Source organism: Spirosoma daeguense (assembly GCF_054776875.1).
The window spans coordinates 52,276-74,299 of sequence record NZ_BAAHBF010000008.1; the positions used below are offsets into that span (position 1 = coordinate 52,276).

The 22,024-nt window shown below is 46.6% G+C and carries 17 protein-coding genes and 1 tRNA gene; 9 read left to right on the top strand and 9 right to left on the bottom strand.

Annotation, left to right across the window (positions count from 1 at the left end):
- Positions 1-264: 264 nt before the first annotated feature.
- Positions 265-720, bottom strand: a complete 456-nt coding sequence (locus ACYVD4_RS24265) for a ferritin-like domain-containing protein (protein ID WP_460950152.1) — start codon at positions 718-720, stop codon at positions 265-267.
- 403 nt (positions 721-1,123) lie between these two features.
- On the opposite strand from ACYVD4_RS24265, the gene ACYVD4_RS24270 reads away from it, so the two are divergent.
- Together ACYVD4_RS24270 and ACYVD4_RS24275 are read left to right on the top strand one after the other, a co-directional pair.
- Positions 1,124-1,870, top strand: a complete 747-nt coding sequence (locus ACYVD4_RS24270; RefSeq protein WP_460950154.1) for a ferritin-like domain-containing protein — start codon at positions 1,124-1,126, stop codon at positions 1,868-1,870.
- 14 nt (positions 1,871-1,884) lie between these two features.
- The gene (locus tag ACYVD4_RS24275) at positions 1,885-2,658 is read left to right on the top strand and encodes a ferritin-like domain-containing protein (RefSeq protein ID WP_460950156.1); all 774 of its coding nucleotides are present in this window, start codon (positions 1,885-1,887) and stop codon (positions 2,656-2,658) included.
- Between the two features lie 82 nt (positions 2,659-2,740).
- Here the strand turns inward: ACYVD4_RS24275 and ACYVD4_RS24280 are convergent, their stop codons facing one another.
- Positions 2,741-4,171, bottom strand: coding sequence for a hypothetical protein (locus tag ACYVD4_RS24280; protein WP_460950158.1), 1,431 nt, complete (start codon positions 4,169-4,171; stop codon positions 2,741-2,743).
- Between the two features lie 298 nt (positions 4,172-4,469).
- On the opposite strand from ACYVD4_RS24280, the gene carB reads away from it, so the two are divergent.
- The gene (gene carB / locus ACYVD4_RS24285; protein WP_460950160.1) at positions 4,470-7,346 is read left to right on the top strand and encodes a carbamoyl-phosphate synthase large subunit; all 2,877 of its coding nucleotides are present in this window, start codon (positions 4,470-4,472) and stop codon (positions 7,344-7,346) included.
- A 75-nt stretch (positions 7,347-7,421) separates the two neighbouring features.
- Here the strand turns inward: carB and ACYVD4_RS24290 are convergent, their stop codons facing one another.
- Positions 7,422-8,990 (bottom strand): DUF4394 domain-containing protein, encoded by a 1,569-nt coding sequence (locus ACYVD4_RS24290; protein WP_460950162.1) that lies wholly within the window; start codon positions 8,988-8,990, stop codon positions 7,422-7,424.
- A gap of 159 nt (positions 8,991-9,149) precedes the next feature.
- Positions 9,150-9,908: a Nif3-like dinuclear metal center hexameric protein gene (locus tag ACYVD4_RS24295; RefSeq protein ID WP_460950163.1), complete on the bottom strand. Its 759-nt coding sequence runs from the start codon at positions 9,906-9,908 to the stop codon at positions 9,150-9,152.
- A gap of 351 nt (positions 9,909-10,259) precedes the next feature.
- Here ACYVD4_RS24295 and ACYVD4_RS24300 point away from each other — a divergent pair, with 351 nt between their 5' ends.
- From ACYVD4_RS24300 to ACYVD4_RS24310, 3 genes are all read left to right on the top strand, one after another.
- Complete coding sequence (locus tag ACYVD4_RS24300) at positions 10,260-11,645, top strand: MATE family efflux transporter (RefSeq protein WP_460950164.1); 1,386 nt, start codon at positions 10,260-10,262, stop codon at positions 11,643-11,645.
- A gap of 126 nt (positions 11,646-11,771) precedes the next feature.
- Positions 11,772-13,073 carry a GTPase HflX gene (gene hflX, locus ACYVD4_RS24305; RefSeq protein WP_460950165.1) on the top strand — a complete coding sequence of 434 codons (1,302 nt, stop codon included), beginning with the start codon at positions 11,772-11,774 and terminating at the stop codon, positions 13,071-13,073.
- 157 nt (positions 13,074-13,230) lie between these two features.
- A tRNA-Arg gene (locus ACYVD4_RS24310) sits at positions 13,231-13,302 on the top strand.
- A gap of 115 nt (positions 13,303-13,417) precedes the next feature.
- On the opposite strand, the gene ACYVD4_RS24315 is transcribed toward ACYVD4_RS24310, so the two are convergent.
- From ACYVD4_RS24315 to ACYVD4_RS24325, 3 genes are all read right to left on the bottom strand, one after another.
- Positions 13,418-14,080: a DNA-3-methyladenine glycosylase family protein gene (locus tag ACYVD4_RS24315; RefSeq protein ID WP_460950166.1), complete on the bottom strand. Its 663-nt coding sequence runs from the start codon at positions 14,078-14,080 to the stop codon at positions 13,418-13,420.
- A 20-nt stretch (positions 14,081-14,100) separates the two neighbouring features.
- Positions 14,101-14,613, bottom strand: coding sequence for a methylated-DNA--[protein]-cysteine S-methyltransferase (locus tag ACYVD4_RS24320; protein ID WP_460950167.1), 513 nt, complete (start codon positions 14,611-14,613; stop codon positions 14,101-14,103).
- Positions 14,614-14,786: 173 nt separating this feature from the next.
- On the bottom strand, positions 14,787-15,296 hold the full coding sequence (locus ACYVD4_RS24325; protein WP_460950168.1) for a putative immunity protein: 510 nt from the start codon (positions 15,294-15,296) through the stop codon (positions 14,787-14,789).
- Positions 15,297-15,601: 305 nt separating this feature from the next.
- Between ACYVD4_RS24325 and ACYVD4_RS24330 the strand changes: the two genes are divergently transcribed.
- Both ACYVD4_RS24330 and ACYVD4_RS24335 read left to right on the top strand, forming a co-directional pair.
- Positions 15,602-18,052, top strand: a complete 2,451-nt coding sequence (locus ACYVD4_RS24330) for a beta strand repeat-containing protein (protein ID WP_460950169.1) — start codon at positions 15,602-15,604, stop codon at positions 18,050-18,052.
- A gap of 87 nt (positions 18,053-18,139) precedes the next feature.
- A complete protein-coding gene (locus ACYVD4_RS24335; RefSeq protein ID WP_460950170.1) occupies positions 18,140-18,667 on the top strand; it encodes a hypothetical protein in 528 nt (175 codons plus the stop codon).
- Between the two features lie 12 nt (positions 18,668-18,679).
- On the opposite strand, the gene ACYVD4_RS24340 is transcribed toward ACYVD4_RS24335, so the two are convergent.
- Positions 18,680-19,342 carry an endonuclease III domain-containing protein gene (locus ACYVD4_RS24340; protein WP_460950171.1) on the bottom strand — a complete coding sequence of 221 codons (663 nt, stop codon included), beginning with the start codon at positions 19,340-19,342 and terminating at the stop codon, positions 18,680-18,682.
- A gap of 67 nt (positions 19,343-19,409) precedes the next feature.
- Positions 19,410-20,714 (bottom strand): OmpA family protein, encoded by a 1,305-nt coding sequence (locus ACYVD4_RS24345; protein ID WP_460950173.1) that lies wholly within the window; start codon positions 20,712-20,714, stop codon positions 19,410-19,412.
- A gap of 233 nt (positions 20,715-20,947) precedes the next feature.
- On the opposite strand from ACYVD4_RS24345, the gene ACYVD4_RS24350 reads away from it, so the two are divergent.
- Entirely contained in the window at positions 20,948-21,949 is a 1,002-nt protein-coding gene (locus ACYVD4_RS24350; protein ID WP_460950174.1) for an FHA domain-containing protein, read from the top strand.
- Positions 21,950-22,024: the final 75 nt, after the last annotated feature.

Sequence of the window (22,024 nt, forward strand, 5' to 3'; positions counted from 1 at the left end):
ATTTAAGTAAATGATTTTTCATGAAATGATCTGTCTTTTTGTGTCTATAAATTATTAAATGGATATATAAGACGTATGGTTCGTGATTAAGTAACTATAAAGATTTTTTATTATATTATAAAATTATCTATTTTGATATAATATTTATATATTATTGCTCTGAAAAAATTTGACGTGTAGGTAGATTGTAATAAAAAACATGAGTCCCCCGCTTTTTGGAAGCCAAAAAGCGGGGGACTCATGTTTGTAAAAAATATATACGGATTAAGCCGCCTTTTCGAGTGTTTTTACCCGATCATATGCGTTTTTCAATTCGGTAAGCTGCTTACGTAGATCTTCTTTGATATAAGCTGGCAGATGATCTTTTTCAACAGCATCCTGATACGCTTCTACAGCCGCATTTTCGCCAAACTCCACAGAACCCAAAATAGCCTCCCGGTCTTTACCCGTTATAGCCGATTTTATGTCGATCCAGGCGCGATGCAACTGGCTCGTTAGATCTGTCGATTCAAAATCAGCTACCGCCTTTCCGTCGATGCGAACGATATGGTCGGCCAGTTGGCTGCGAAACTGTTCACTTTGAATAATCATATGCCGAAACAGGTCGTTCAACTGCGCGTCTTTGCTTTCTTTGATGGCCTCTTCGTAGCCATGAATCCGATCGTTGTTAATTTTTACCAGATCATTCAAATCGTCGACAATTTCTTCGTTGTTAATCATAACAGTTGATAATAAATGGTTATAAACAGTAAATACAACCCTCTGATTGAGAAAGTTGTTTGTGAAAAGCAAGTGTTTTTCTAGACAACTTATACCCATGGCAGTACTTTGTAAGCTTTAATACCGAAAAAACGCTTACCTACCGTATAATCAACAACGGTAGCTGATTTATAAAACCCAACTTTGCTTCGTTCATATTTCTGCGAAACAGAATATTTCATCTTTCATAAAGTCAATTTCTGGTCAATCCTTTCGTAAACGGTATTTTTTGTACCATTCCCTCAATTATAGCCTCACATCGCTGAAAAAAGAAGAAAAACTGAAAACCAAGGAGGCCTACAGAGCGTATTTATTGCAAATCTTCCGACACACGGCAGAAAATCTACTAATATTTTTTTGGTCAATGGAAAAACTACCGAAAGACACTACTGACATCAGTCAGTTGCTGACGGGCAAAACATCTGCGGCTCTGGGTCGCCGGGTGTTTATGCGCTACTTGGGCTTTACCGCAGCAGCAGGCGTAGCATTGAGCGCTTGCCATAATGAAATTGACGATACCGTTGCGCGTGGCGCTGGCCGGGCTGGTGACGTAATTGACCTTGGCGATATTGGTTATAGTGATGTTGGCGTCCTGAACTACGCTTATGCGCTAGAACAGTTAGAAGCAGCCTTCTATACGCAAGTAATGATGACGCCTTATGCGGGTATGAATGGCTACGAAATGGCGCAACTTCGCGACATCCGCGACCACGAAATCAGTCACCGCGAATTATTTAAAGCCGCTTTGGGCAGTGCTGGTATTCCAGGTCTCACACCTAACTTCAGCAGCATCAATTTCAATAGCCGGGCTTCTGTACTTGGTACAGCTCGTGTTTTCGAAGCGATTGGTGTATCGGCGTATAATGGTGCGGGTAACCTCATCAAAAGCGTTGATTATCTGCTGTTGGCTGGTAAAATCGTATCGGTTGAAGCTCGCCATACGGCTATTATCAGTGAAATGCTGAACCCAATGACCGCTTCGTTTGCTGGGAACGATATTGTTGCTGCGTCGACAGGACTAGGTGAAGCACGTATGCCAGAAGAAGTATTGACTCTGGTGAAACCATTTGTACAGGAAACAATCAACGGCAAAAACTACCGCCGAGTTTAAACGCCCCAGCAGCCATGAATCTACAAAACATACTGAATGAAATTGAGAAAGTGGACGCCGACGTTTTTGAACGGATCGACCACGTATCACGTCGCCACGTGTTTCATAACTTCCTTAAAAAAGCTGCAGCGGGTATCGCCCCAGTGGCTTTCGGAGCTGTTCTGAACAAAGCTTATGGACAAGGCATGGGCGTAGTGGTAGAAGTTTTGAACTTTGCACTAACACTTGAATATCTCGAAGCAGAATTTTACAATCGCGGTCTGGCATCATCTAACCTAATTGTAGGAAACGAAGGCTGGACAACTTTTCAACAGATTGCACTGCACGAAAATGCACACGTTGCGCTGCTAAAATCGGCACTGGGTGGTGCTGCCATTGCAAAACCTAATTTCGACTTTACGGCGAAAGGTGCTTTCCCGGACGTGTTCTCGAACTACAGAACATTTCTGGCCCTTTCGGTAGCGTTCGAAGACACAGGGGTTCGGGCTTATAAAGGTCAGGCCGGTCGTCTGATTCCGTTCCCTGACGTACTGAAAACAGCCCTGCAAATTCACTCGGTTGAAGCTATGCACGCAGCGAAAGTTCGGTATCTGAACGGCGCTAAAGGCTGGATCACAGGCAATACAGGTTTCCCATCAGCAGTTTATGCTGGTGAAGACAATACGTCGCAGGGCGGTGCCAGCGTAAATGGTCTGGGTGGTATCGGATTCGGTCCTGCTTCAGAAGCTTACGACGAGCCACTCTCGAAAGAAGCTGTACTGGCGATTGCTACGCCATTCCTGGCGTAATTTAGAGAATACGTAACGCGGACAGAATGTGCGCATAGCTAGGGTCATCCAAACTATGCGCACATTCTGTCCGCGTTACGTTTTACGGTTTCGCCGTAATACTCTTGATCTTAACTCGTGAGCCTTTCTCAAACGCAAACTGATCGGGTGGACTATTTAGCGAAATCTGACTGATTACACCATCCCAGCCGTTCTGACCGTTCAGGTTAATCTCATACGTTCGGAATTGTCCGTCGCCAATAATAGGAAATTCAACGTAGCGGCTGGGCATATCCACAAAGTTGTCTTCTTCAGGCTTTTTCCAGGTGAAACGGGCCCGATTGCCTTTCGTAGTAAAAGCCGCCTGTAGGTAAATCTTTGGTACGTCGGCGGCACGCCAGAAAACCAAAGGACTCATCAACCGAAAATTCAACTGTTTATCGTCGTCCCGCGCCCACTGTATATTTAGTTCATTCTGGATAGGCCAGCCTCTATCCTGCGTATTGAAATAATACCAACCTTGCCGGTCACGAGCGAATTGATAATTGGGAGCCGATGCCGGACGAGGCTGGCCGTAGGCAAACTTCCGAATATCATCGAGCGATCCAACGACCAGCGTATAGTCGAATTCATACTGGCCATTGTGGTCGATCTGGAGATAATCGCAGTTGTTTATATACGAGCTGGAGCCATCATATTCTCCCCCTTCGCGCGATTGCCCGAAACTGGCCGTATTGGCCCGGTAGGCGTTTGATTTATATAAGCCAACGCCCCGCCCTTTCGCATTTAGCAGCGCAATCCAGTTCTCGCTCGCGTAGCGGGTAAGCATATCGTGGTCGGTAAATTCCGAAACGGCATCGTTTGTAAACGGTTTCTGTCCGGTATACAAAACCTGACGATAATAGGGGGCATTCAGATACACACAAGGCAGTTCCTGTGTACGGCCTTCGTAATGGGTGGTATCAGCCCGATGTACTTCAATGCGCCCACGAACATGCACCGTGTTATCTTTCAGTTCAAACCAATGCTCCATAATACAATCGGCAGGTTCATCGAAAAGCGGCCAGATTTTAGGAATCGTCTTTACGTAGAGCGTATTCTGCCCTTGCTGATAGCTAATTACCTGAGCCGGGTGATTGTAATAATCGCCGGTTTGAACCGGGTTCCAGCCAAGATTACGCCATTCGTAGACGGGGTTCTTGCCATTCACACTATACGGATAAGGACCGCCGTAAATAGAGGTCTGCAACTGCCGCCCAAGGTCATTGTTGTTGACCATATTTTCATTACTGCCAGCTTCTGCCAAATAATTAATAGCTCCCCCCATGTTCAGGTCAATAGCTACCCGAACTTTATCATTTGCCAGAAAAAGCCGTTTGGTCGATGAAGGCTGTTCTTTTCCGGGAAGGCCGCCACCGGGGGGATTTGGCACTACAGGTGGCGTATAAGGTGCTGTAGCAGGGAAGTCGCGCACGCAGGTTACCGCCAGGCAACCCATCATTACACAGATAACAAGCGGATAAATACGAAACATAAACGTAGAGTAGCAATAAGATTAAAAACAGATTAAATCAAAAGTAGTACGTACTGGCTCCTTTTGCAATATTACTTTCTGATTTGGCGAGTACGGATACGGTCAAGAATAAAAAAATTAACGGATTCCGTAATTTTTCGAAGATACGGCTTACTCCTTTGCGATGTATGCACTAGTTTTGCAGGATTTTTTGGCTCGCTGTCTACTAGTTGCCAGAAATGATACGTTACGTTTTTCATTAATCCGATTGCCATTATTCATTCGGGGCCGCCCATGCGGTTCATTGCTCCACTGAAAAATGCCCAAAAACACAAATATTCGCTCAGTCCTTATCATTGGTTCTGGTCCGATTGTTATCGGCCAGGCTTGCGAATTTGATTACGCTGGTTCGCAGGCCGCCCGTTCCATTCGGGAAGAAGGTATTGAAGTAGCCCTGATTAATTCAAATCCGGCTACAATCATGACCGACCCCATCAATGCGGATCATGTTTATCTGCTGCCATTGGAAAAGAAGTCGATTATCGACATTCTGGAAAAACACAAAGAACTGGGAAGGCCCATCGACGCTGTGTTGCCAACAATGGGTGGCCAAACCGCGTTGAACCTGGCCATCGACTGCGACAAAGCAGGCATCTGGGAAAAATATAACGTACAGATCATTGGTGTCGATATACGCGCTATCGAAACCACCGAAGACCGGGAGAAATTTCGGTTACTGATGCTCGAACTGGGCGTTGGTGTCTGTAAAGGACGTACTGCCCGTTCGTTTCTGGAAGGAAAAGAAATTGCGCAGGAAATTGGTTTCCCACTCGTTATTCGCCCATCGTTTACGCTGGGTGGAACAGGCGGTGGCTTTGTCAACAGTCCTGAAGATTTCGATAAAGCGCTCACGAACGGCCTACACGCATCGCCCGTACACGAAGTACTGGTTGAGCAAAGTGTAATGGGCTGGAAAGAATATGAGCTGGAGTTGCTACGTGACGGTCAGGGAAACTTCATCATCATCTGTTCCATCGAGAACTTCGACCCAATGGGTATCCATACGGGTGACAGCATTACCGTAGCACCAGCCATGACCCTGCCCGATACGTTGTATCAGAAGATGCGCGATCTGGCGATCATGATGATGGATGGTATCGGTAAGTTTGCGGGTGGCTGTAACGTACAGTTCTCGGTAAATCCGGTCAACGACGACATTATTGCTATCGAAATCAACCCACGCGTGAGCCGTTCGTCGGCGCTGGCGTCGAAAGCTACCGGGTATCCGATTGCTAAAATTGCGGCTAAAATGGCCATCGGCTATAACCTCGATGAGCTGATTAACCCAATTACGGGTTCGACCTCGGCTTTCTTCGAGCCTGCTATCGACTACGTTATCGTGAAAGTGCCCCGCTGGAACTTCGACAAGTTTCCGGGTGCCGACCGCTCGCTGGGTCTTCAGATGAAATCGGTGGGCGAAGCGATGGGTATCGGACGTAATTTTCAGGAAGCTCTCCAAAAAGCTTGTCAATCGCTCGAAATCCGACGTAACGGTTTAGGGGCCGACGGTCACGAACTAACCGACCGCGACGCGCTGACGGAAAGTCTACAGCACCCAAGCTGGAACCGACTGTTCCATATTTACGATGCTTTCAAAGCAGGCATGTCGTTCCGTACGATTCAGCAACTGACCAAAATTGATTCCTGGTTCCTGCATCAGATTGAAGAACTTATTGAGATTGAGCGTGAAATTCAGCAATACGATCTCGATGATCTTCCGCCAGAGTTGCTACGTACCGCCAAGCAGAAAGGTTATGCCGATCGGCAACTGGCGCATTTACTGGGCGTGAAGGAAAGTAAAATATACAACTTCCGACAGGATCATAACATCCGTCGTGTGTATAAATGTGTGGATACCTGCGCGGCTGAGTTTGAGGCAAAAACGCCTTATTATTACTCGACGTTCAACAATCAGGTACCCATTACTCTCGACCGTCCCGAGCCGGTTTCTGATCTGCCGGGCAACGAGTCGGTACGTAGCAATCGCAAAAAAGTTGTTGTACTGGGTTCGGGACCAAACCGAATTGGTCAGGGTATCGAGTTCGATTACTCCTGCGTACACGGCGTATTGGCAGCAAAAGAGGCTGGTTATGAGACAATCATGATCAACTGTAATCCGGAAACTGTCTCGACCGATCCTGATATTGCTGACAAACTGTATTTCGAACCGGTTTTTTGGGAGCACGTACACGCCATCATCCAGCACGAACAACCTGAAGGTGTGATTGTACAGTTAGGTGGTCAGACTGCGCTGAAAATGGCCGAAAAATTGACCCGTTACGGTATTAAAATCATCGGTACAAGCTGGGAGGCACTTGATTTGGCCGAGGATCGTGGTCATTTCTCCGAGATGCTGAAACAACTGGATATTCCGTATCCGAAGTTCGGCACCGTACGTGAATCGGAGGCCGCAATTGAGCTATCGCGTGAATTAGGTTTCCCACTGCTGGTACGTCCTAGCTACGTGTTAGGTGGTCAAAGCATGAAAATCGTCATTAACGAAAGCGAACTTGAGCAGCACGTAATGAAGATTCTTCAGGACATTCCTGACAACAACATCCTGCTCGACCACTTCCTCGAAAACGCCATTGAAGCCGAAGCCGACGCCATCTGCGACGGTGAAGATGTGTATATCATCGGCATCATGGAGCACATCGAACCAGCCGGTATCCACTCAGGCGACTCGTATGCATTGCTCCCAACATTCGATTTGAGCGAGAACGTAATCCGTCAGATTGAAGAGTACACGAAGAAAATTGCTGTAGCCCTCAAAACGGTTGGTCTGATCAACATTCAGTTCGCCGTTAAGGACGAGAAGGTTTACGTGATCGAGGCCAACCCACGCGCCAGCCGCACCGTACCGTTCATCTGCAAAGCTTATCAGGAGCCTTATGTAAACTACGCTACGAAGGTGATGCTGGGTGATAAAAAGGTGAAAGATTTCAAATTCAACCCGGTTAAAAAAGGCTACGCCATCAAGATTCCGGTGTTCTCGTTCAGCAAATTCCCGAACGTAAACAAGGAACTCGGCCCCGAAATGAAATCGACCGGCGAAGGCATCTACTTCATCGACGACCTGAAAGACGATTTCTTCCAGAAAGTTTACTCAGAACGTAATCTGTATCTGAGCCGATAGAACTGATTTCTTTTAAAAGCCAACGGGCCGCTACGTTCAGAACGTAGCGGCCCGTTGTAGTTATATTGATACTGTCTAGAAACCTAACCCGAGTGCGAAACCGCGAACGGTTGGATTTCCTGGAATGCTCGATACAGGCGTAGCAGCACCTGAACCTAGATTGATGCTGTAAACCATTGTAGAACCGTTGGAACGTAGCAGCGCATACCCCATATTGCTCGTACCGCCGATATCGAAACCATTACCACCTTCAGCGCTAAAGCCTAAGCCACCCACTGGGGCCAGCGTACCATTGTTAGGTGGGTTTTGAATAACCAGCATAGCACTAGCTGTACGAATATCAATATTGTAAAGCGTAGTAGCCGTAGATCCTGCAAAGTTATTGGTATAAGCAGCTGCCGTTACAACCGGCGACCCTGGATTCAATATACCATCAACTGCAGCTACAGTTCCGTCATTCGGGTTCAGGCGTAAATCCTGACCACTGTTCGTTACGACGCGAATCCGGTCGACAGTCGGGTTGAAATCGAAACCAATATCCGTACCTGAAAGAGCTGGACTGAATGGTCCTCCTCCTAAAGCTGTAGCAGCTCCCGTACCCAGATTGATCGTGTATAGGCGGCTCGTACTACCCAGTGCATACAATTGACCATTCGCTGGGCGGAAATCAAGACCAAAAATGGTTTCGCCCGGTTGCATACCCGTAATTGACTTGGCAACTGGTGCCGGAGCCATCGGATTGAAAATCCACAGATTGTTCATACCATCAGCCGTATAAGCAACTGGATCAGTAGGAATCGCCAAGCCAACAATACTTACGCCCGGCAAACCACCAATCCATTCGGCCCGACCTGAGCTAAGGTTAATTTGATAGAAACCTTGTGTGTTATTGCTAATCAGCGCGGCAACAGCGTCTCCGTTTGGCGCAATATCGAAACTACCCGTACCGGCAATGTCGATACCAAGCATACCTACTTCAACCAACGTACCATTGTTTGGCGGGTCTTGCCGGTATAGTTTGTCGGTGATGGGATCAATGTCATATAACGTAGTGGTGGTGGCACCTGAGCGGTTATTGGTATAAGCAGCGCCAGATAACGCTACGCCTGCTACGCCATTAATGTTTCCATCCAAAGCGGCAAGGCCACCAGTTTCGGGGTGCAGACGTAAGTTTTGCCCACGGTTTGTAATTAAACGAATCCGGTCGACAGTCGGGTTAAAATCGAAACCTACTACATCGCCACTGAGAGCTGGAGAAAAAGGCCCGCTACCGAGTGCTGTAGCCATGCCATTCGCCAGATTAATCATGTATATACGGCTACCATTACTCACGGCATAGAGCTGGCCTGTTGCCGGACGGAAATCAATACCAACCAGTCGTTCATTATTCTGTATCCCCGTAATGGTTATGGTGCCCATACTGGTCGACGGGTTCTGGGTGCTCAGTTTAAGAAGCTGATTGTTATCCGTCAACGCGTAAAACATAAAATCAGTCGACAGTCGAGCATTGGCGGTATTAACCTGTGGATCAAGTTGAATCTGTGCATCACGGCAGGATTCGAGAGTCATCAGCGAGCCAAGAGCCAGCAGGCCAATGAGAATGCGGAATTGCTGTTTGTAGCGCATAAACATAGAGTTTTTCATTCGGGGAGAGTTAAAATTGAAATGAAAAGTTTACTACTGTGGCTATACGGCTACCATGAAAAAAAAGATTTAGGGTAATTAAAAAATAGTTAAAAATCAATTAAGCGGCCTGTTATATACCTATTACGACTGAAGACGTATCCTGATTACCAACCAATTCTAGCCATAGATTAAACAGTCAATCGGCCATTTTTCTCTTAACAAATCGGCCAGAATAGGTAAACCGCATAGTTCAGAGCGCCGGTGACCAACTGAAACGATGGCCATACCGGTTGCATCGACGGCGGGTTGAGCCGGTTTCCGATAGTCTCCAGTCAGATACATATGTGCGTTACGTTCGGCGGCTTCGCGAACCAGCGAATCGGTCATTGCGCCTACTATTGCAATCCGGGAGCTATGAGGCTGCCAGCCGCTCGTTCCATTTCCGGCTTCGGCTCTGTCGTAACCGCCAAACAATTCGTTGATTGTTTTCAACCAGTTATCGAATTCACCTTCTGCTACGTCGATGATCATACCAAGCGGGCGTTGCGGGAGCGTTTTTCCGGTTTCGGTACTTGATTGCTTATAACCAATGGGTTCAGGCGTTCCAGCAGCACCTAATTTTTTAGCAAGCTGTTTGTTATAACCAATAGCTAATCGCTCATCGAAAGGAAGATGATGGGACAAAATACCAACATCAGCAGGTAACGTATCCAGTTTAAGTTGCCAGGGTCGATGTAGCCAAATGGCATCAATGTGCTCGTCATCTACCCATTCTGCCATCGTTGGAAATGGTTGGAGAGCAAGTCCGATACGTTGTATTTGCCGATTGGAAGGATAATAAATACCACCCTGTTCAGTAGTTGGGTAATGGTCGGTATTAAGTTCTGATTTCAGGAAATCTGCTACGTCCTGAAGCAAAGGTTTTTCACTATTCATACACATATTAACCTCCTCATGCTTCTATGGTTTGTAAAAACATCGGTTTCATTTAGTTTAAAACACGCCTTTTGTTAGTTACAATACGCACGTTTTCAGAATATTATAAATAATTAATTGCCCGAATACTCAATACAGTTTGGATTTTCGAAAAAGAAAATTTTAACTTTGCAACTTCAAATGCGTCTGCTCTGGTCAGGCGGTATATGCCCATGAAGTTCCTCGCTTAAAAACCTTCCGCAGGTTTTTCTTTCTTCTTTTCTCGTTCTGCTACGTAGGCAGACCTCTTTCCTTTTCACTTCATTCTCGTCCTGTTTCCATAGGGTTGCAGCACGGTATTAGTTATCACTAATGACCAAGTTTTTTCGGTTATTTCTGGCCGCACTACGTGGTACAGAAACCAATTTTACGTCTGGCAGTATTAACCGGGCTATTTTTCTGTTGTCGGTTCCGATGATTCTGGAGATGGTAATGGAATCATTGTTTGCCGTTGTCGACGTGTTTTTTGTTGCCAAAATCGGCACCGAAGCCATTGCTACGGTTGGTCTGACAGAGTCTGTTCTGACGATTGTTTATTCTATTGCAATTGGTTTAAGTACGGCCGCTACTGCGCTGGTATCCAGACGCGTTGGCGAATCAAATCAGCGTGAGGCTGCCAAAACGGTGGGGCAGGTTATTCTGGTATCGCTGGGATTGTCGGTTGTTCTGGGCATACCGGGTTTTGTATTTGCTGAAGACATTCTGCGGCTCATGGGTGGGAAAGAACAGCTTATTGCCAACGGCTCTGACTTTACCCGCATGATTTTTGCCAGCTCACCGGCCATTATTCTGCTCTATACGCTCAGTGGCTGTTTGCGTGGCGCGGGCGATGCATCGGTAGCGATGCGTTCACTATGGATTGCCAACGGCGTTAATATCATTCTGTGTCCGATTTTTATTTTCGGTTTTGGCCCCGTTCCTGCTTATGGTGTACTCGGTTCGGCTATGGCTACCACAACCGGACGTAGCATTGGCGTTTTGTATCAGCTTTATGCGTTGACTCGTGCAAAAGGAGGTATTCAGGTCCTAAAAGCTGATTTTATTCCAGACAATGCTATTATTCGCAATCTGATGAGTTTAGCCGTGGGCGGCACAAGCCAGTTCTTGGTAGGCTCGGCAAGCTGGATTTTCCTGACACGCATTTTGTCGACATATGGTAGTGACGTAGTGGCGGGATATACCATTGCGATTCGAATTATTGTATTCACGATTTTACCGTCATGGGGTATGGCTAATGCGGCTGCTACGTTGGTTGGTCAGAATTTAGGGGCTGGGGAGCCCGATCGGGCCGAAACATCGGCCTGGCGAGCGGCTTTCTGCAACATGATTTTTCTGGCAGCGGTGGGCGTTGGTTTTTTTCTGTGGGCGTCTGAAATTGTGGGGCTATTTGACCGAAATACACAGGTAGTTGCCGTTGCCGTACAATGTCTGCGCATATTTTGTTTGGGGTATCTGTTTATGGCCTACGGTATGGTGCTCAGTCAGGCACTGAACGGAGCAGGCGATACCCGAACGCCAACTTTGATCAACATCCTCTGTTTTTGGGTCGTTGAAATTCCGCTGGCTTATCTACTGGCCAATACGTTCAACTGGGGGCCTTCGGGCGTATTCTGGTCGGTAGCCATAAGCGAAACCTTACTAGCCATCATCGCCATTCTTGTATTTCGGCGGGGGCGCTGGAAAACAGTTCAGGTGTAATTGTAAGGCAGAACTTTTACCCCCAAGCACAAGTTTTATTTTATGCATGATGTATGATATAACATGTATGTAGTGCCCAATCCATACACCTCATATTATACACCATATTTCTTAAATTAGAGATTCATGATTGACACACATAAACAACCCGAAACCGCCGTGCTGGTTGCGCTGATTACGCAGAAGCAATCAGCCGAGCAGACCAAAGAATATTTAGATGAATTAGCGTTTCTGGCCGAAACGTCGGGCGTGAAAACCATTCAGGCATTTACCCAGAAACTCGACCGACCCGACACCCGCACCTTTGTGGGTAAAGGAAAACTGGAAGAAATTAAGACGTTTATTCTCGATAATCCAGTCGATTCGATCATTTTCGATGATGACCTGACACCCGCTCAGGTACGTAATCTGGAAGCCGAATTTAAGGAGATTAAAGTACTGGACCGTAGCCTGCTCATCCTGAATATTTTCTCGATGCGGGCCCAGACTGCTCAGGCACGTGTGCAAGTCGAACTGGCGCAATATCAGTATCTCTACCCACGGCTGACCCGTATGTGGACGCACTTAAGTCGCCAGAAAGGTGGCACGGGTATGCGTGGACCGGGTGAGAAAGAGTTGGAAACCGACCGTCGGATTGTAAAAGACCGAATCGCTTTTCTGAAAGAGAAACTGGCTAAAATCGACAAACAAAGCGTAACACGTCGGAAAGAGCGCGATCGGCTAGTACGTGTAGCACTGGTTGGTTATACCAACGTTGGCAAGTCGACGCTGATGCGAACCATGGCCAAAGCCGACGTATTTGCCGAAAATAAACTCTTCGCTACGGTCGATTCCACTGTTCGGAAGGTAACGTTGGGAAATATTCCGTTTTTGCTGACCGATACCGTTGGATTTATCCGCAAGCTCCCTACTACGTTGATCGAGTCATTTAAATCGACGCTTGATGAAGTTCGGGAAGCCGATATTCTTGTGCACGTAGTCGACGTATCGCACCCAAATTTTGAAGAACAGGTCGATGTAGTAAACTCTACGTTAGCCGATATCAAGGCCGTCGGGACGCCAACCCAAACGAAGCCAATGGTTCTGGTTTTCAATAAAATGGACCAGTTTGTTCCGAAAGAAGAATGGGCAGAGAAACCTTCAGCGAATGAAGAAGATGATGCGTATTCCGAAAACGATACGTCAGAAGAAGTTGCGATTCCTGTAGCTGTTCGTAAACGTACTGCTCTGGAGTATTTACGAAAAACGTATCTGGCCCAAAAAGCTGATTACGTTACGTTTATCTCAGCCCAAACTGGCGAGAATGTAGGTGAATTACGGGAGTTATTATACCAACTGGTGAAGGATAAACATTACCATATTTATCCGAATTGGGTGAACGTACCACTCACAGAGTCAGCCGAGTATGGCGACGGTTTGGTGAGTTAAGGGATTTTCGGCATTTTTGTATAATTCGTTACCCCTCCTTCAACCGAAGGAGGGGCTGCTTTTGGTTTCTTAGTTCAACGCGCCAGACCGCGTCGTTTCATAAAGGTCTGATATAGGTTCGATTTCCGTCGGGACTGTATCCCAGAAGTAGTAAACTGGTCCCGTAGTTCAACGGATAGAATAGACGTTTCCTAAACGTTTGATATGGGTTCGATTCCCGTCGGGACCACTGTTATCTTAGTTAAATATCTGATTTGTAGTGATTTGAGGGCTTTTCTTGTAGTATTTTTTCCGAAGCTCCAATATAAGCATGCCTTGAATGCTGTACTTTATGCTGGCATTCACTACGTAATAGGTATTATTTTCTTCCTGTTGTGAGACAGATAATAATGCCATAGCATCATGCAGGCCACTGACCGGTACGGTTTCCAGCATTCACTGATTTCAAGGATTTCCTCTTTTGTAACAGCGGGAGATAGCTGTTTCAGACGTTTTAATGCATTGACAGCAGCCAGATCACCAATCGGAAAAATATCGGCCCGTTGAAGCGTGAACATCAAATACACGTCGATAGTCCAGTTACCAATACCTTTCAAGCCTATAAGTCTGGCACGTATCTCATCGTTAGACATTTCGGCTAACTCGTCAAGATTCACCTCTCCCTTTTTTATTGATTGCGCCAACCCTCTTATATAACCCATTTTTTGTCGGCTGACAAAACAGGCTCGCATCTCATCATCGCTAAGACATAGAACAGTATCTGGGGTGATATGCTGTGTTTTTTCTTTTAGCTTGGTTAAGGTAGCTAGCGCCGACGCCAACGAAACCTGTTGTTCCAGAATAATATGTACCAGCGTTTCAAACGTATTGTTACGTGTCCACATTGGCGGATAACCGTGAGCGCCTAAAATTGCTTTCAAATCATTGTCCAGGCTAGCCAGATGCTCGCATAACTCGTGGTAGTTTTCGTGGTTGAACGTTGCTGTCACTTCTTCAGGAATCGTCATTATTCTTATGAACTGATCAATTAAAAGAGAGTTGGTGCTCTATGACTATTCTCCAGCTCAAGTAAAATAGATTTATTGCGCAGCCCGCCTGCAAACCCAACCAACTTTCCTGATGCGCCCATAACTCTGTGACAAGGCACAATAATGGATATAGGATTCTTATTTAAAGCTCCTCCAACAGCCCTAACTGCTTTTATGTCGCCCAGCAAGCGGGCAAGTTCTCCATACGTTTTTGTTACGCCATAAGGAATGCCAAGTAATGCTTCCCAGACTTTAACCTGAAAATCGGTCCCTTTGAAATCAAGAGGAACGTCGAAAGCTGTTCTCTTTTTCTCAAAATATTCGGCTAATTGTTGCTCTGTTTGTAATAATATCGGAGCCTCATCATCTCGTTCGGGAGTTGGCAGTTTTGTTCGTTTATAATCTTCACCTTCCCATAATATGGCAGCCAATCCGATATTGGTAGCCACAAGCCGAATAAGACCTACGGGTGATAATACGTCCTTATATACCAGATGATTACTGTCTTTCATTTTTGCCTAAAGGCGTTTTATTAAGACCATTTTCATTAACCTGCTGATGAAGAAAAGGGTCAATTTCTTTGGCTGAGACTAAAGTAGAGTTCTTCAGACCTAAAAAAATTCAGGCTACCTATACCAATCGTTAACTCAGGATGGAAGGTAAGGGTTATAGGGCACCGGTTGAATCAGCTATTAGTAAAAACAGACCAACAAATGTCATTTCGCAATCGCTGATCGTCAAACACAAGCTCACGAATCTGTTCAGGAAGCCTATCACGTTGCCATTGGCATTCCTGATGGCGAACCAACTCCTTCTTATCATCTGAAGCATCAGCCATAATAGCCCGGATTGCATAAGCTGCTGCTCCCAGTTCATGAGCAGCAACATGCGCTACGGCAACCGCCTGACCAGCCGATAAAGCCGCAAATCTCGCTGCTCCTGACAAATCTTTGGCAGCCGCATTTGCGGCAAATGCGGCCATATGAGCTTGCTTCATTGTGATTTCTCCATTTACCCATGCCTGTGTTAATTCAATGGCACGATCATCCGTTGGTTTTACTTTTTCAAAGTAATGCAATACGTGTTCAGCACATTGGGCGGCCCAAATAGCCAGTAGATGATGGTCTTCGTCTGACAACGTACCACCCCGACGAATGGTGATAAATCGTTTGTCACGGATTTTAGGAAGTATCATAGTAGTGGCCACAGTGTTATTCCTAAACAAATAGAGATTTATAAACTGGGTAATTTCGGAACGAATGCTACGTGCTTTTGTTAAGTGCCTCCTTCAGTAAACGCAAAGTATTTGAAATCACTACGTACTGTTTCAGTCTCTAGTTCTCCTCAAGAACTACTTCAGCATATTTCCCGATTGAACAGTTAGTCATCTTCGAAATAGTCAGTTTTGCTGACTTATTATGCTTATTTTTATAGGGCTTAATTTCCTGATGATCAGTCGAGAAAGAAAGTAGTAACGCGTCCTTCCAAGCCTTTGCCATTATGCTCCATTTACCTTTACCTCTCTGGCGTTTGCCATACACCAATCCAGCAAAAAAGTACGCGTCAATAGCTATACTTGGCTATGCTATCCTGTTGAGTCTGTCGGGATGGGCGCAGAATTATACCGTCAATACAACGGCAGATGGTACGTCCTCGAGTGGTACGGTCACGTTAAGAGGAGCGATACTGGCATCTGATGCAGCCGGTGGCAACCATACGATTACTGTGCCAGCGGGAACGTACAACCTTACCTTAGGCCAAATTACATTTGGTAACACCGCGCAGCATATTATAATCAATGGAGCTGGGCCCAATAGTACTATTATCAATATGGCGGGTACTGGCAATAATCTGGATCGTATTTTTCTGATTGACCCACCGGGCACCAATGCTAATATTCAAACCAGCATAACGGGCGTAAAATTTACGAATGGTCGATTGAAATCAGACACATATGGTGGCGGGGCTATCGTTGCCGGAGGGCCAAATAATGCGCTGAACCTTACAAATTGTGTCTTTCAAAATAATACAATTGACCCCGCGGTAGCAGGTTCTACAGGTGGTGGAGCTATTTGTTTTACAGGCGGTGGCACGTTGGCAATTGATCAGTGTACGTTTAGCGGGAACTCGGTTTCTACTAATGCAAATACGGGCGGAGCCATCTACTTTTTTGCTTATAGTTATAGTATTGGTACTACATACACCTATCCGAATGGTAACCTATCGGTCACGAATAGCACATTCACAAATAATTCGGTAGGTACAAATGGGGAGGGGGGAGCAATTATCGTTTCGGCGCAAGGGTACTCGGTGAATAATCCACCATTTCCTACCTTATCGGTCACGATTACGAAGAATAACTTCACCAATAACAGTGCTCCCGGTGGACGAGGTGGGGCTATTTCGGCAACTAATTCATTTACGTCTACCAATACATTCGCTATTAATTACAATCGCTTTTTCGGCAACACGGCTGGAAGTAATACAGGAACTGCTTTGTTCATGTCAGATACGCAGGGAAATATAAATGCCGCTAACAACTGGTGGGGTTGTAATGGTGGCTCTGGCAGTTGTAGCGACAAAGCACAGCGTTTTGCAGGAAGTAGTTCGGGCGTGTTAACAACAACTCCCTACCTTCAGCTACGTACCACCGCATCCAGTAATTCGTCATGCGCAAATAATGGAGTTGGCATTAGCTCGGGCTTTACGGTTAATTCGGCGGGTTCAACCATTACAGCCGGTAACCTTTCCGCTTTTTTAGGAGTTCCCATAAGTTTCAATGCCACGCTGGGCTCAATCACAGGTGCACAGACAACCATTCAGAGCAACGGTTTGGCTACTGCTACGTATACAGGTAATAGCGCTGGTGCTGCTACGGTCAACGCGGTGGTTGATAACGTACCTACGAACGATGCCACTACCAGAGCCTCAATCACCATCAACCCTGCCCCTTCGATCAGTCAACAACCTGTTTCGGTGGCTACCTGTGTGGGTACAACAGCCTCCTTTTCTGCTACAGCAAGTGGTAGCGGAACTCTCAGCTTTCAGTGGTACAAAGGTGCTACGTTGCTCAGCAATGGCGCTACGGGCAACGGTTCCACAATCGCTATTACGTCTACGGCTACTACGTCGAAACTGACAATCAGTAATGTAAGCGCAGGAGATGCCGCTGCAAATTATTCGGTAAAAATAACTTCGAGCAATTCCTGCACGACTGGCTCAGCCAATGCAGCCCTCACAATCAATTCGTCGCCAACTGCTACGTTGGGTAACAATGGTCCCTTATCCTGCTCAATGTCCAACGTAACACTTACTGCTTCGGGTGGAGTAAACTATGCCTTTACGGGGCCTGGGCTTAGCCAGAATGGTGCTACGTCTACAGCAGTAGTCAGCCAGACCGGTACGTATGCCGTGATTGTTACAGGGGCCAACGGTTGCACTGCCTCAACTCAGACCAATGTTACCCGTCTCAATCAGCCGCTGGTAATCATCACCCAGCAACCGGCTACCAGTTCCGTTGTCTGCGAAGGTAGTACCGTTGCGGTAGCCGTTAGCGCAACAGGAACAATTAGTTCGTACCGATGGTATAAAGATGGAGCCGCCATAACCAACGTAGCATCGGCCACTACCGCCACACTGACGCTTCCGGCTGTAACTACGGCCAATAGCGGTTCTTACTCGGTTGTCGTAACGGGTGCCTGCAACTCGGTTACCTCAACAGCGTTCAGCCTGACGGTAAACACGGGCAATATGTTTACGCTTAAAACAGGTGATTGGAATGATATAAGTGTCTGGTCGTGCAACAGGATTCCGCTGAGTACGGATTCTTTGCAAATCAAACATTTGATTACTATTCCGGCCAGCTATGTGGCCAATGCCAAAAAGATTCGTTTCGATCTGGATCGAGGCTTAACGTTTGGCCTGAATGGACGACTCTCGCTTACACCTTAGCTAGTTTATCCGACGGATAAAAAGGTGATACTTGAGATTTTCACGTAAACTTGCAGAAGGTATTGCCGCTCATTTATGTATTGCTTTATGAAGCCGTCTTTGTTTCTCATTTTACTGTTTGTCTCTACGTCGCTTTTTGCACAAGTTCAATTGCCAACTACCGAAGGCGGACAGGTTCAGTATCAGGAAATTATAAAACTTCCCGATAGTAAACGTCCAGCAAAGAAAATTATGGAGCAGGCTCGTATCTGGGCAGATGATCAGTACGGTATTACGTCGAATACGGAAGTACAGTTCGATCAGGAGCACAATATTCTGTTTATCAAAGCGGCTTATCCGATTGGAAAACAAAGCGTACGGTACACCCTAACGATTGAGCCAAAATTTGGCCGTTATCGTGCTACGTTGACCGACTTAATTGCGGATAAAAATGGTATGTTTATTCCGATTCGGGGAACAAGTGCTACGGCCAGTGATTTAGAAAAAACGGGGAGCAGCCCCGCAGTAGCCGAACAGGCCGCCCAGCAGGAGAAGGAGTTGTATGAAGAACTGGATAAAGTCTGCCGTAATACCTTAGCAAACCTGCGCGAAACACTGATGGAAGGAGAGCAATAGTGCTACGTTCGTTTATCGGTGCCGCTCTACGCCAACCTGTTCGCACCAGTCCAGCACCGGGCAGGTTGAACAGTGCGGTAACGTGCCGGTACAGATGTGTTTTCCGAACGGCATCAGCAATCGGTTTATCGCAATCCATTGTTCTTTAGGAACCTGCTTTTCAAGCACTTTTAGTGTCTGTTCAGGTTGTTTGGTCTGCACAAAACCCCAGCGATTCACTACTCGATGTACATGAATATCGACACTAATAGCCGCCTGACCAGTTGCTACACCAAGCGCCAGATTCGCACATTTCGGCCCTACACCTTTCAGCGAGGTCAACGTATCATAATCGGCGGGTAACGTACCACCAAACTCATTCATGATACGTTCGGCGATGCCGCGCATGGTATACGCTTTCTGATCGGGGTAAGTTGTGCCGTAGAGAAGTTGTGTTAGCGTTGGAATATCGAGCTTGAGCAGATCTTGTGGCGTTCTTGCCTGTTCAAACAGACGTAGCGACACAGGAATCGTTGTTTCATCGAGCGTCCGAATAGAAACGATACAGGAAATCAACTGCTCGAACAACGTAGTATAACCACGCTCAAACAGCTCAAACATGGCAGCTTTCGGGTACGGGCGAATGGCTTCTTCAACCCGAGTCAGTACGGCAGAAAGATCGAACGGTTGCTTCATGTTTCAAATTCCAGATTTCGATACGTAGCGATTCTGGAACTTGAAACACGTAGCAACTCATTAAGTTTTAAACCTTCACAATTACCATTTCGACCCGCCGGTTTTCGGGCCGCTCTTTCAGGCTTTTGTTGGTGTTGATTGGTCGAGAGGGGCCGTATCCTACCGTTTCGATTCGGCCCGCGCTAATTCCTTTGCTGACCAGATAACGCTTCACTTCATTGACCCGGTTACGCGACAGTTCTACATTCGAATCGAAATCACCCACCGTATCGGTATGCCCTTCTAACCGGATGGTCATATTCGGATTCGACTGCATAACCCCCGTCAGTCGGTCCAGTTCGGGGAAAGATTCGGGCTTCAGATCGAACTTCGATACGTTGAAATAGATATTTTTCAGGGTAATTTTTGCTCCGGCTTCAATCGGCACCAGATTAAAATCACGCGCTACGTCGGTACGGTTGGTTGCCAACGTATCACTCTGACTGAAATAGCCTTTGGCAGAAGCTGTTACGGCATATACACCCCGACGTTCAATCGGAATGCGGTATTTCCCGGTCGGACTTGTGCTTTCAACCGAATCCGCAGGTTCGTCGCCAGCCGATTCAGCCCCGGAAATCAGCCGATACGTAACAGTAGCCACAATAGGGGCTTTCGTTTTCGCATCACGGGTAATACCGTTGATAGCAATCTCCGCTGGTGCCGGGGTTTCCTGTGGCTGGGCAGGCTTAGGCGTTTCTTCCGGTATATCGGTTCCTACGCCCGGTTTTGTACGGGGTGTGTAGCGCGGTTGCTCCGTCTTGGGCGGTATAGGTGCAGGCATCTGTGGCTTTGTATTACGTTGCGCATACGTATCTTTCTTTTTCGGATTGATAATGTGCACCCCCCAGAAATTAAAGCAGACAACCGGGCCTGTTCTCGATTGATAGTCTTTACATTCAAATAAATCAAACGTAGTATAACCGGGGTCAATACGTTCAAAATAGGCCACAAAATCAACCCGTTCACCGGGCTTAACACTTTTGCGCATTTCGGAGGGAATATTCTCAGCCCGAATAAATTTATACGAGCGTTCCCCCTGATTTACGTATAAGCGCGACGATGGCTGAAAGCCAATGTTGTTCGGCGAAACAGGTTCTACATTTCTACCATTCGGCATCGGAACAGAAAACGGCCAGTCGCGCTTTTGAGCTCTTTGAGCTTCAAACTTCATATAAATGATTGTATACTGATCCGTAAGTTCGACGCGCTTTATGCTGACGTCCCGATCATTTATATCATCTACACGGGGAGATTCGGTCGTATACTGCACCTGCGCGCGCAGCCCCGACGTCAGTAACATCAGCAACAGACAGGTAAGTAATCGGCGGTTCATAGCGAGTTGTTTGGGAAAGCAATTATCGTATAAACGTTAGAGTTTGTCGACTAGTTTAGGTTTAACGTGCCGATCAATAACTTACGTCATTTTCAACCTATTTGCACCTGTAGTATCTGGTCTGTTTCATAGAATACATAGTCGAGTTCAATACAAGTAACTTGACTGCATTCAAAAGAAAACGGCAGTGGTCATCGTTTATGGGTGTAACAAACACCTATTTGCGTTCATCCATGGCAGATCAGCCCAACTGGCTTCATAAATTAGGCAATCTACTTGTGCCTCCCAGCCAGAGCCAACCCACCTCTACCGCTACGGTAACCAACAAGCGGATCTTGACAGAATTGGTGAATTCATTCGAGGATTCCATCAGCCGGGAGTCGGTCGGATCAAGTATGTTGTTCAATGCGCACTTTCTCATTATTCTGCATCCAGATACGTATGAGGAACGCCAGAACGCCTTTCCGGTCATTGTCGATGAAGCGGTTAAGTCGTTTAAGGCCAGTATCGAATCGCACAAAGGGCAGTATGAACGGGTTGCGCCGGTAGCCTCCAGCTGGTTTTTTAAATTTGGGGGAGGCCGGGAGTTTGGTGGCGAAACTGTCGCTTCGGAAGATGTATACGTAGTAGGTGCGCTGACAGGTATTTTGCCCGGTAATGAACAGCGTCAATCGGCTGATAAGTTGCACGTAACGCGCCGTGTCAAACAAACAAACCGCTACGAAAAAGTAGATGTTGATCTGAATACGTTTCAGCATATCGACTTTCGTGAACCGGGGGCTTTTGTCGTAAAGTTCAAATTTGATACGTTGCCCACCCAAAACGAACGGGCCTCAATGCCCGGATCGGCTACCCGCAACGTACCTAATTTACCACGTAGCATAGCCGCCGGATTGGCCGAGATTACGTACTACATTGCCGAGTTAAACAAAGAAGATACGTATCTGATGCGCGACCGGGAGATTGTGGTAGCCCGAAAAGAACCCGATAATCAGCATTTTCCGAATTATCTCTTACTCGAATCGGCCTACGTATCGAACCCGCACGCCCGCATTCGGTACGACGATGCAACCCATGGCTTTCAACTTGCATCCTTTAGCCGAAACGAAACCCGCGTGAACGAACAGCTTATTCCACGTAGTGAACCCGCTAATCCACAGTGGTATACTTTGCCCGATAAAGCCCAGATTCTGCTCAATAGTATGGTTACACTAAACTTCCAACGCACTACGTAGTATGATTGATGCGCTACTTGTTTTCGTGTTACTCCTGTTTGTTGTGTTTCTGGTCCTGAAACATTTTCGGGATTT

What these genes read in the sequence shown, in the direction of transcription:
- ACYVD4_RS24295 (WP_460950163.1), bottom strand. Translation starts at nt 9,908, where the DNA reads ATGAATAGTGAAAAACCTTTGCTTCAGGACGTAGCAGATTTCCTGAAA.
- ACYVD4_RS24275 (WP_460950156.1), top strand. Translation starts at nt 1,885, where the DNA reads ATGAATCTACAAAACATACTGAATGAAATTGAGAAAGTGGACGCCGAC.
- ACYVD4_RS24345 (WP_460950173.1), bottom strand. Translation starts at nt 20,714, where the DNA reads ATGAACCGCCGATTACTTACCTGTCTGTTGCTGATGTTACTGACGTCG.
- ACYVD4_RS24300 (WP_460950164.1), top strand. Translation starts at nt 10,260, where the DNA reads ATGACCAAGTTTTTTCGGTTATTTCTGGCCGCACTACGTGGTACAGAA.
- ACYVD4_RS24265 (WP_460950152.1), bottom strand. Translation starts at nt 720, where the DNA reads ATGATTAACAACGAAGAAATTGTCGACGATTTGAATGATCTGGTAAAA.
- ACYVD4_RS24270 (WP_460950154.1), top strand. Translation starts at nt 1,124, where the DNA reads ATGGAAAAACTACCGAAAGACACTACTGACATCAGTCAGTTGCTGACG.
- ACYVD4_RS24280 (WP_460950158.1), bottom strand. Translation starts at nt 4,171, where the DNA reads ATGTTTCGTATTTATCCGCTTGTTATCTGTGTAATGATGGGTTGCCTG.
- hflX (WP_460950165.1), top strand. Translation starts at nt 11,772, where the DNA reads ATGATTGACACACATAAACAACCCGAAACCGCCGTGCTGGTTGCGCTG.
- ACYVD4_RS24290 (WP_460950162.1), bottom strand. Translation starts at nt 8,990, where the DNA reads ATGAAAAACTCTATGTTTATGCGCTACAAACAGCAATTCCGCATTCTC.
- ACYVD4_RS24335 (WP_460950170.1), top strand. Translation starts at nt 18,140, where the DNA reads ATGAAGCCGTCTTTGTTTCTCATTTTACTGTTTGTCTCTACGTCGCTT.
- ACYVD4_RS24350 (WP_460950174.1), top strand. Translation starts at nt 20,948, where the DNA reads ATGGCAGATCAGCCCAACTGGCTTCATAAATTAGGCAATCTACTTGTG.
- ACYVD4_RS24315 (WP_460950166.1), bottom strand. Translation starts at nt 14,080, where the DNA reads ATGACGATTCCTGAAGAAGTGACAGCAACGTTCAACCACGAAAACTAC.
- ACYVD4_RS24320 (WP_460950167.1), bottom strand. Translation starts at nt 14,613, where the DNA reads ATGAAAGACAGTAATCATCTGGTATATAAGGACGTATTATCACCCGTA.
- ACYVD4_RS24325 (WP_460950168.1), bottom strand. Translation starts at nt 15,296, where the DNA reads ATGATACTTCCTAAAATCCGTGACAAACGATTTATCACCATTCGTCGG.
- carB (WP_460950160.1), top strand. Translation starts at nt 4,470, where the DNA reads ATGCCCAAAAACACAAATATTCGCTCAGTCCTTATCATTGGTTCTGGT.
- ACYVD4_RS24330 (WP_460950169.1), top strand. Translation starts at nt 15,602, where the DNA reads ATGCTCCATTTACCTTTACCTCTCTGGCGTTTGCCATACACCAATCCA.
- ACYVD4_RS24340 (WP_460950171.1), bottom strand. Translation starts at nt 19,342, where the DNA reads ATGAAGCAACCGTTCGATCTTTCTGCCGTACTGACTCGGGTTGAAGAA.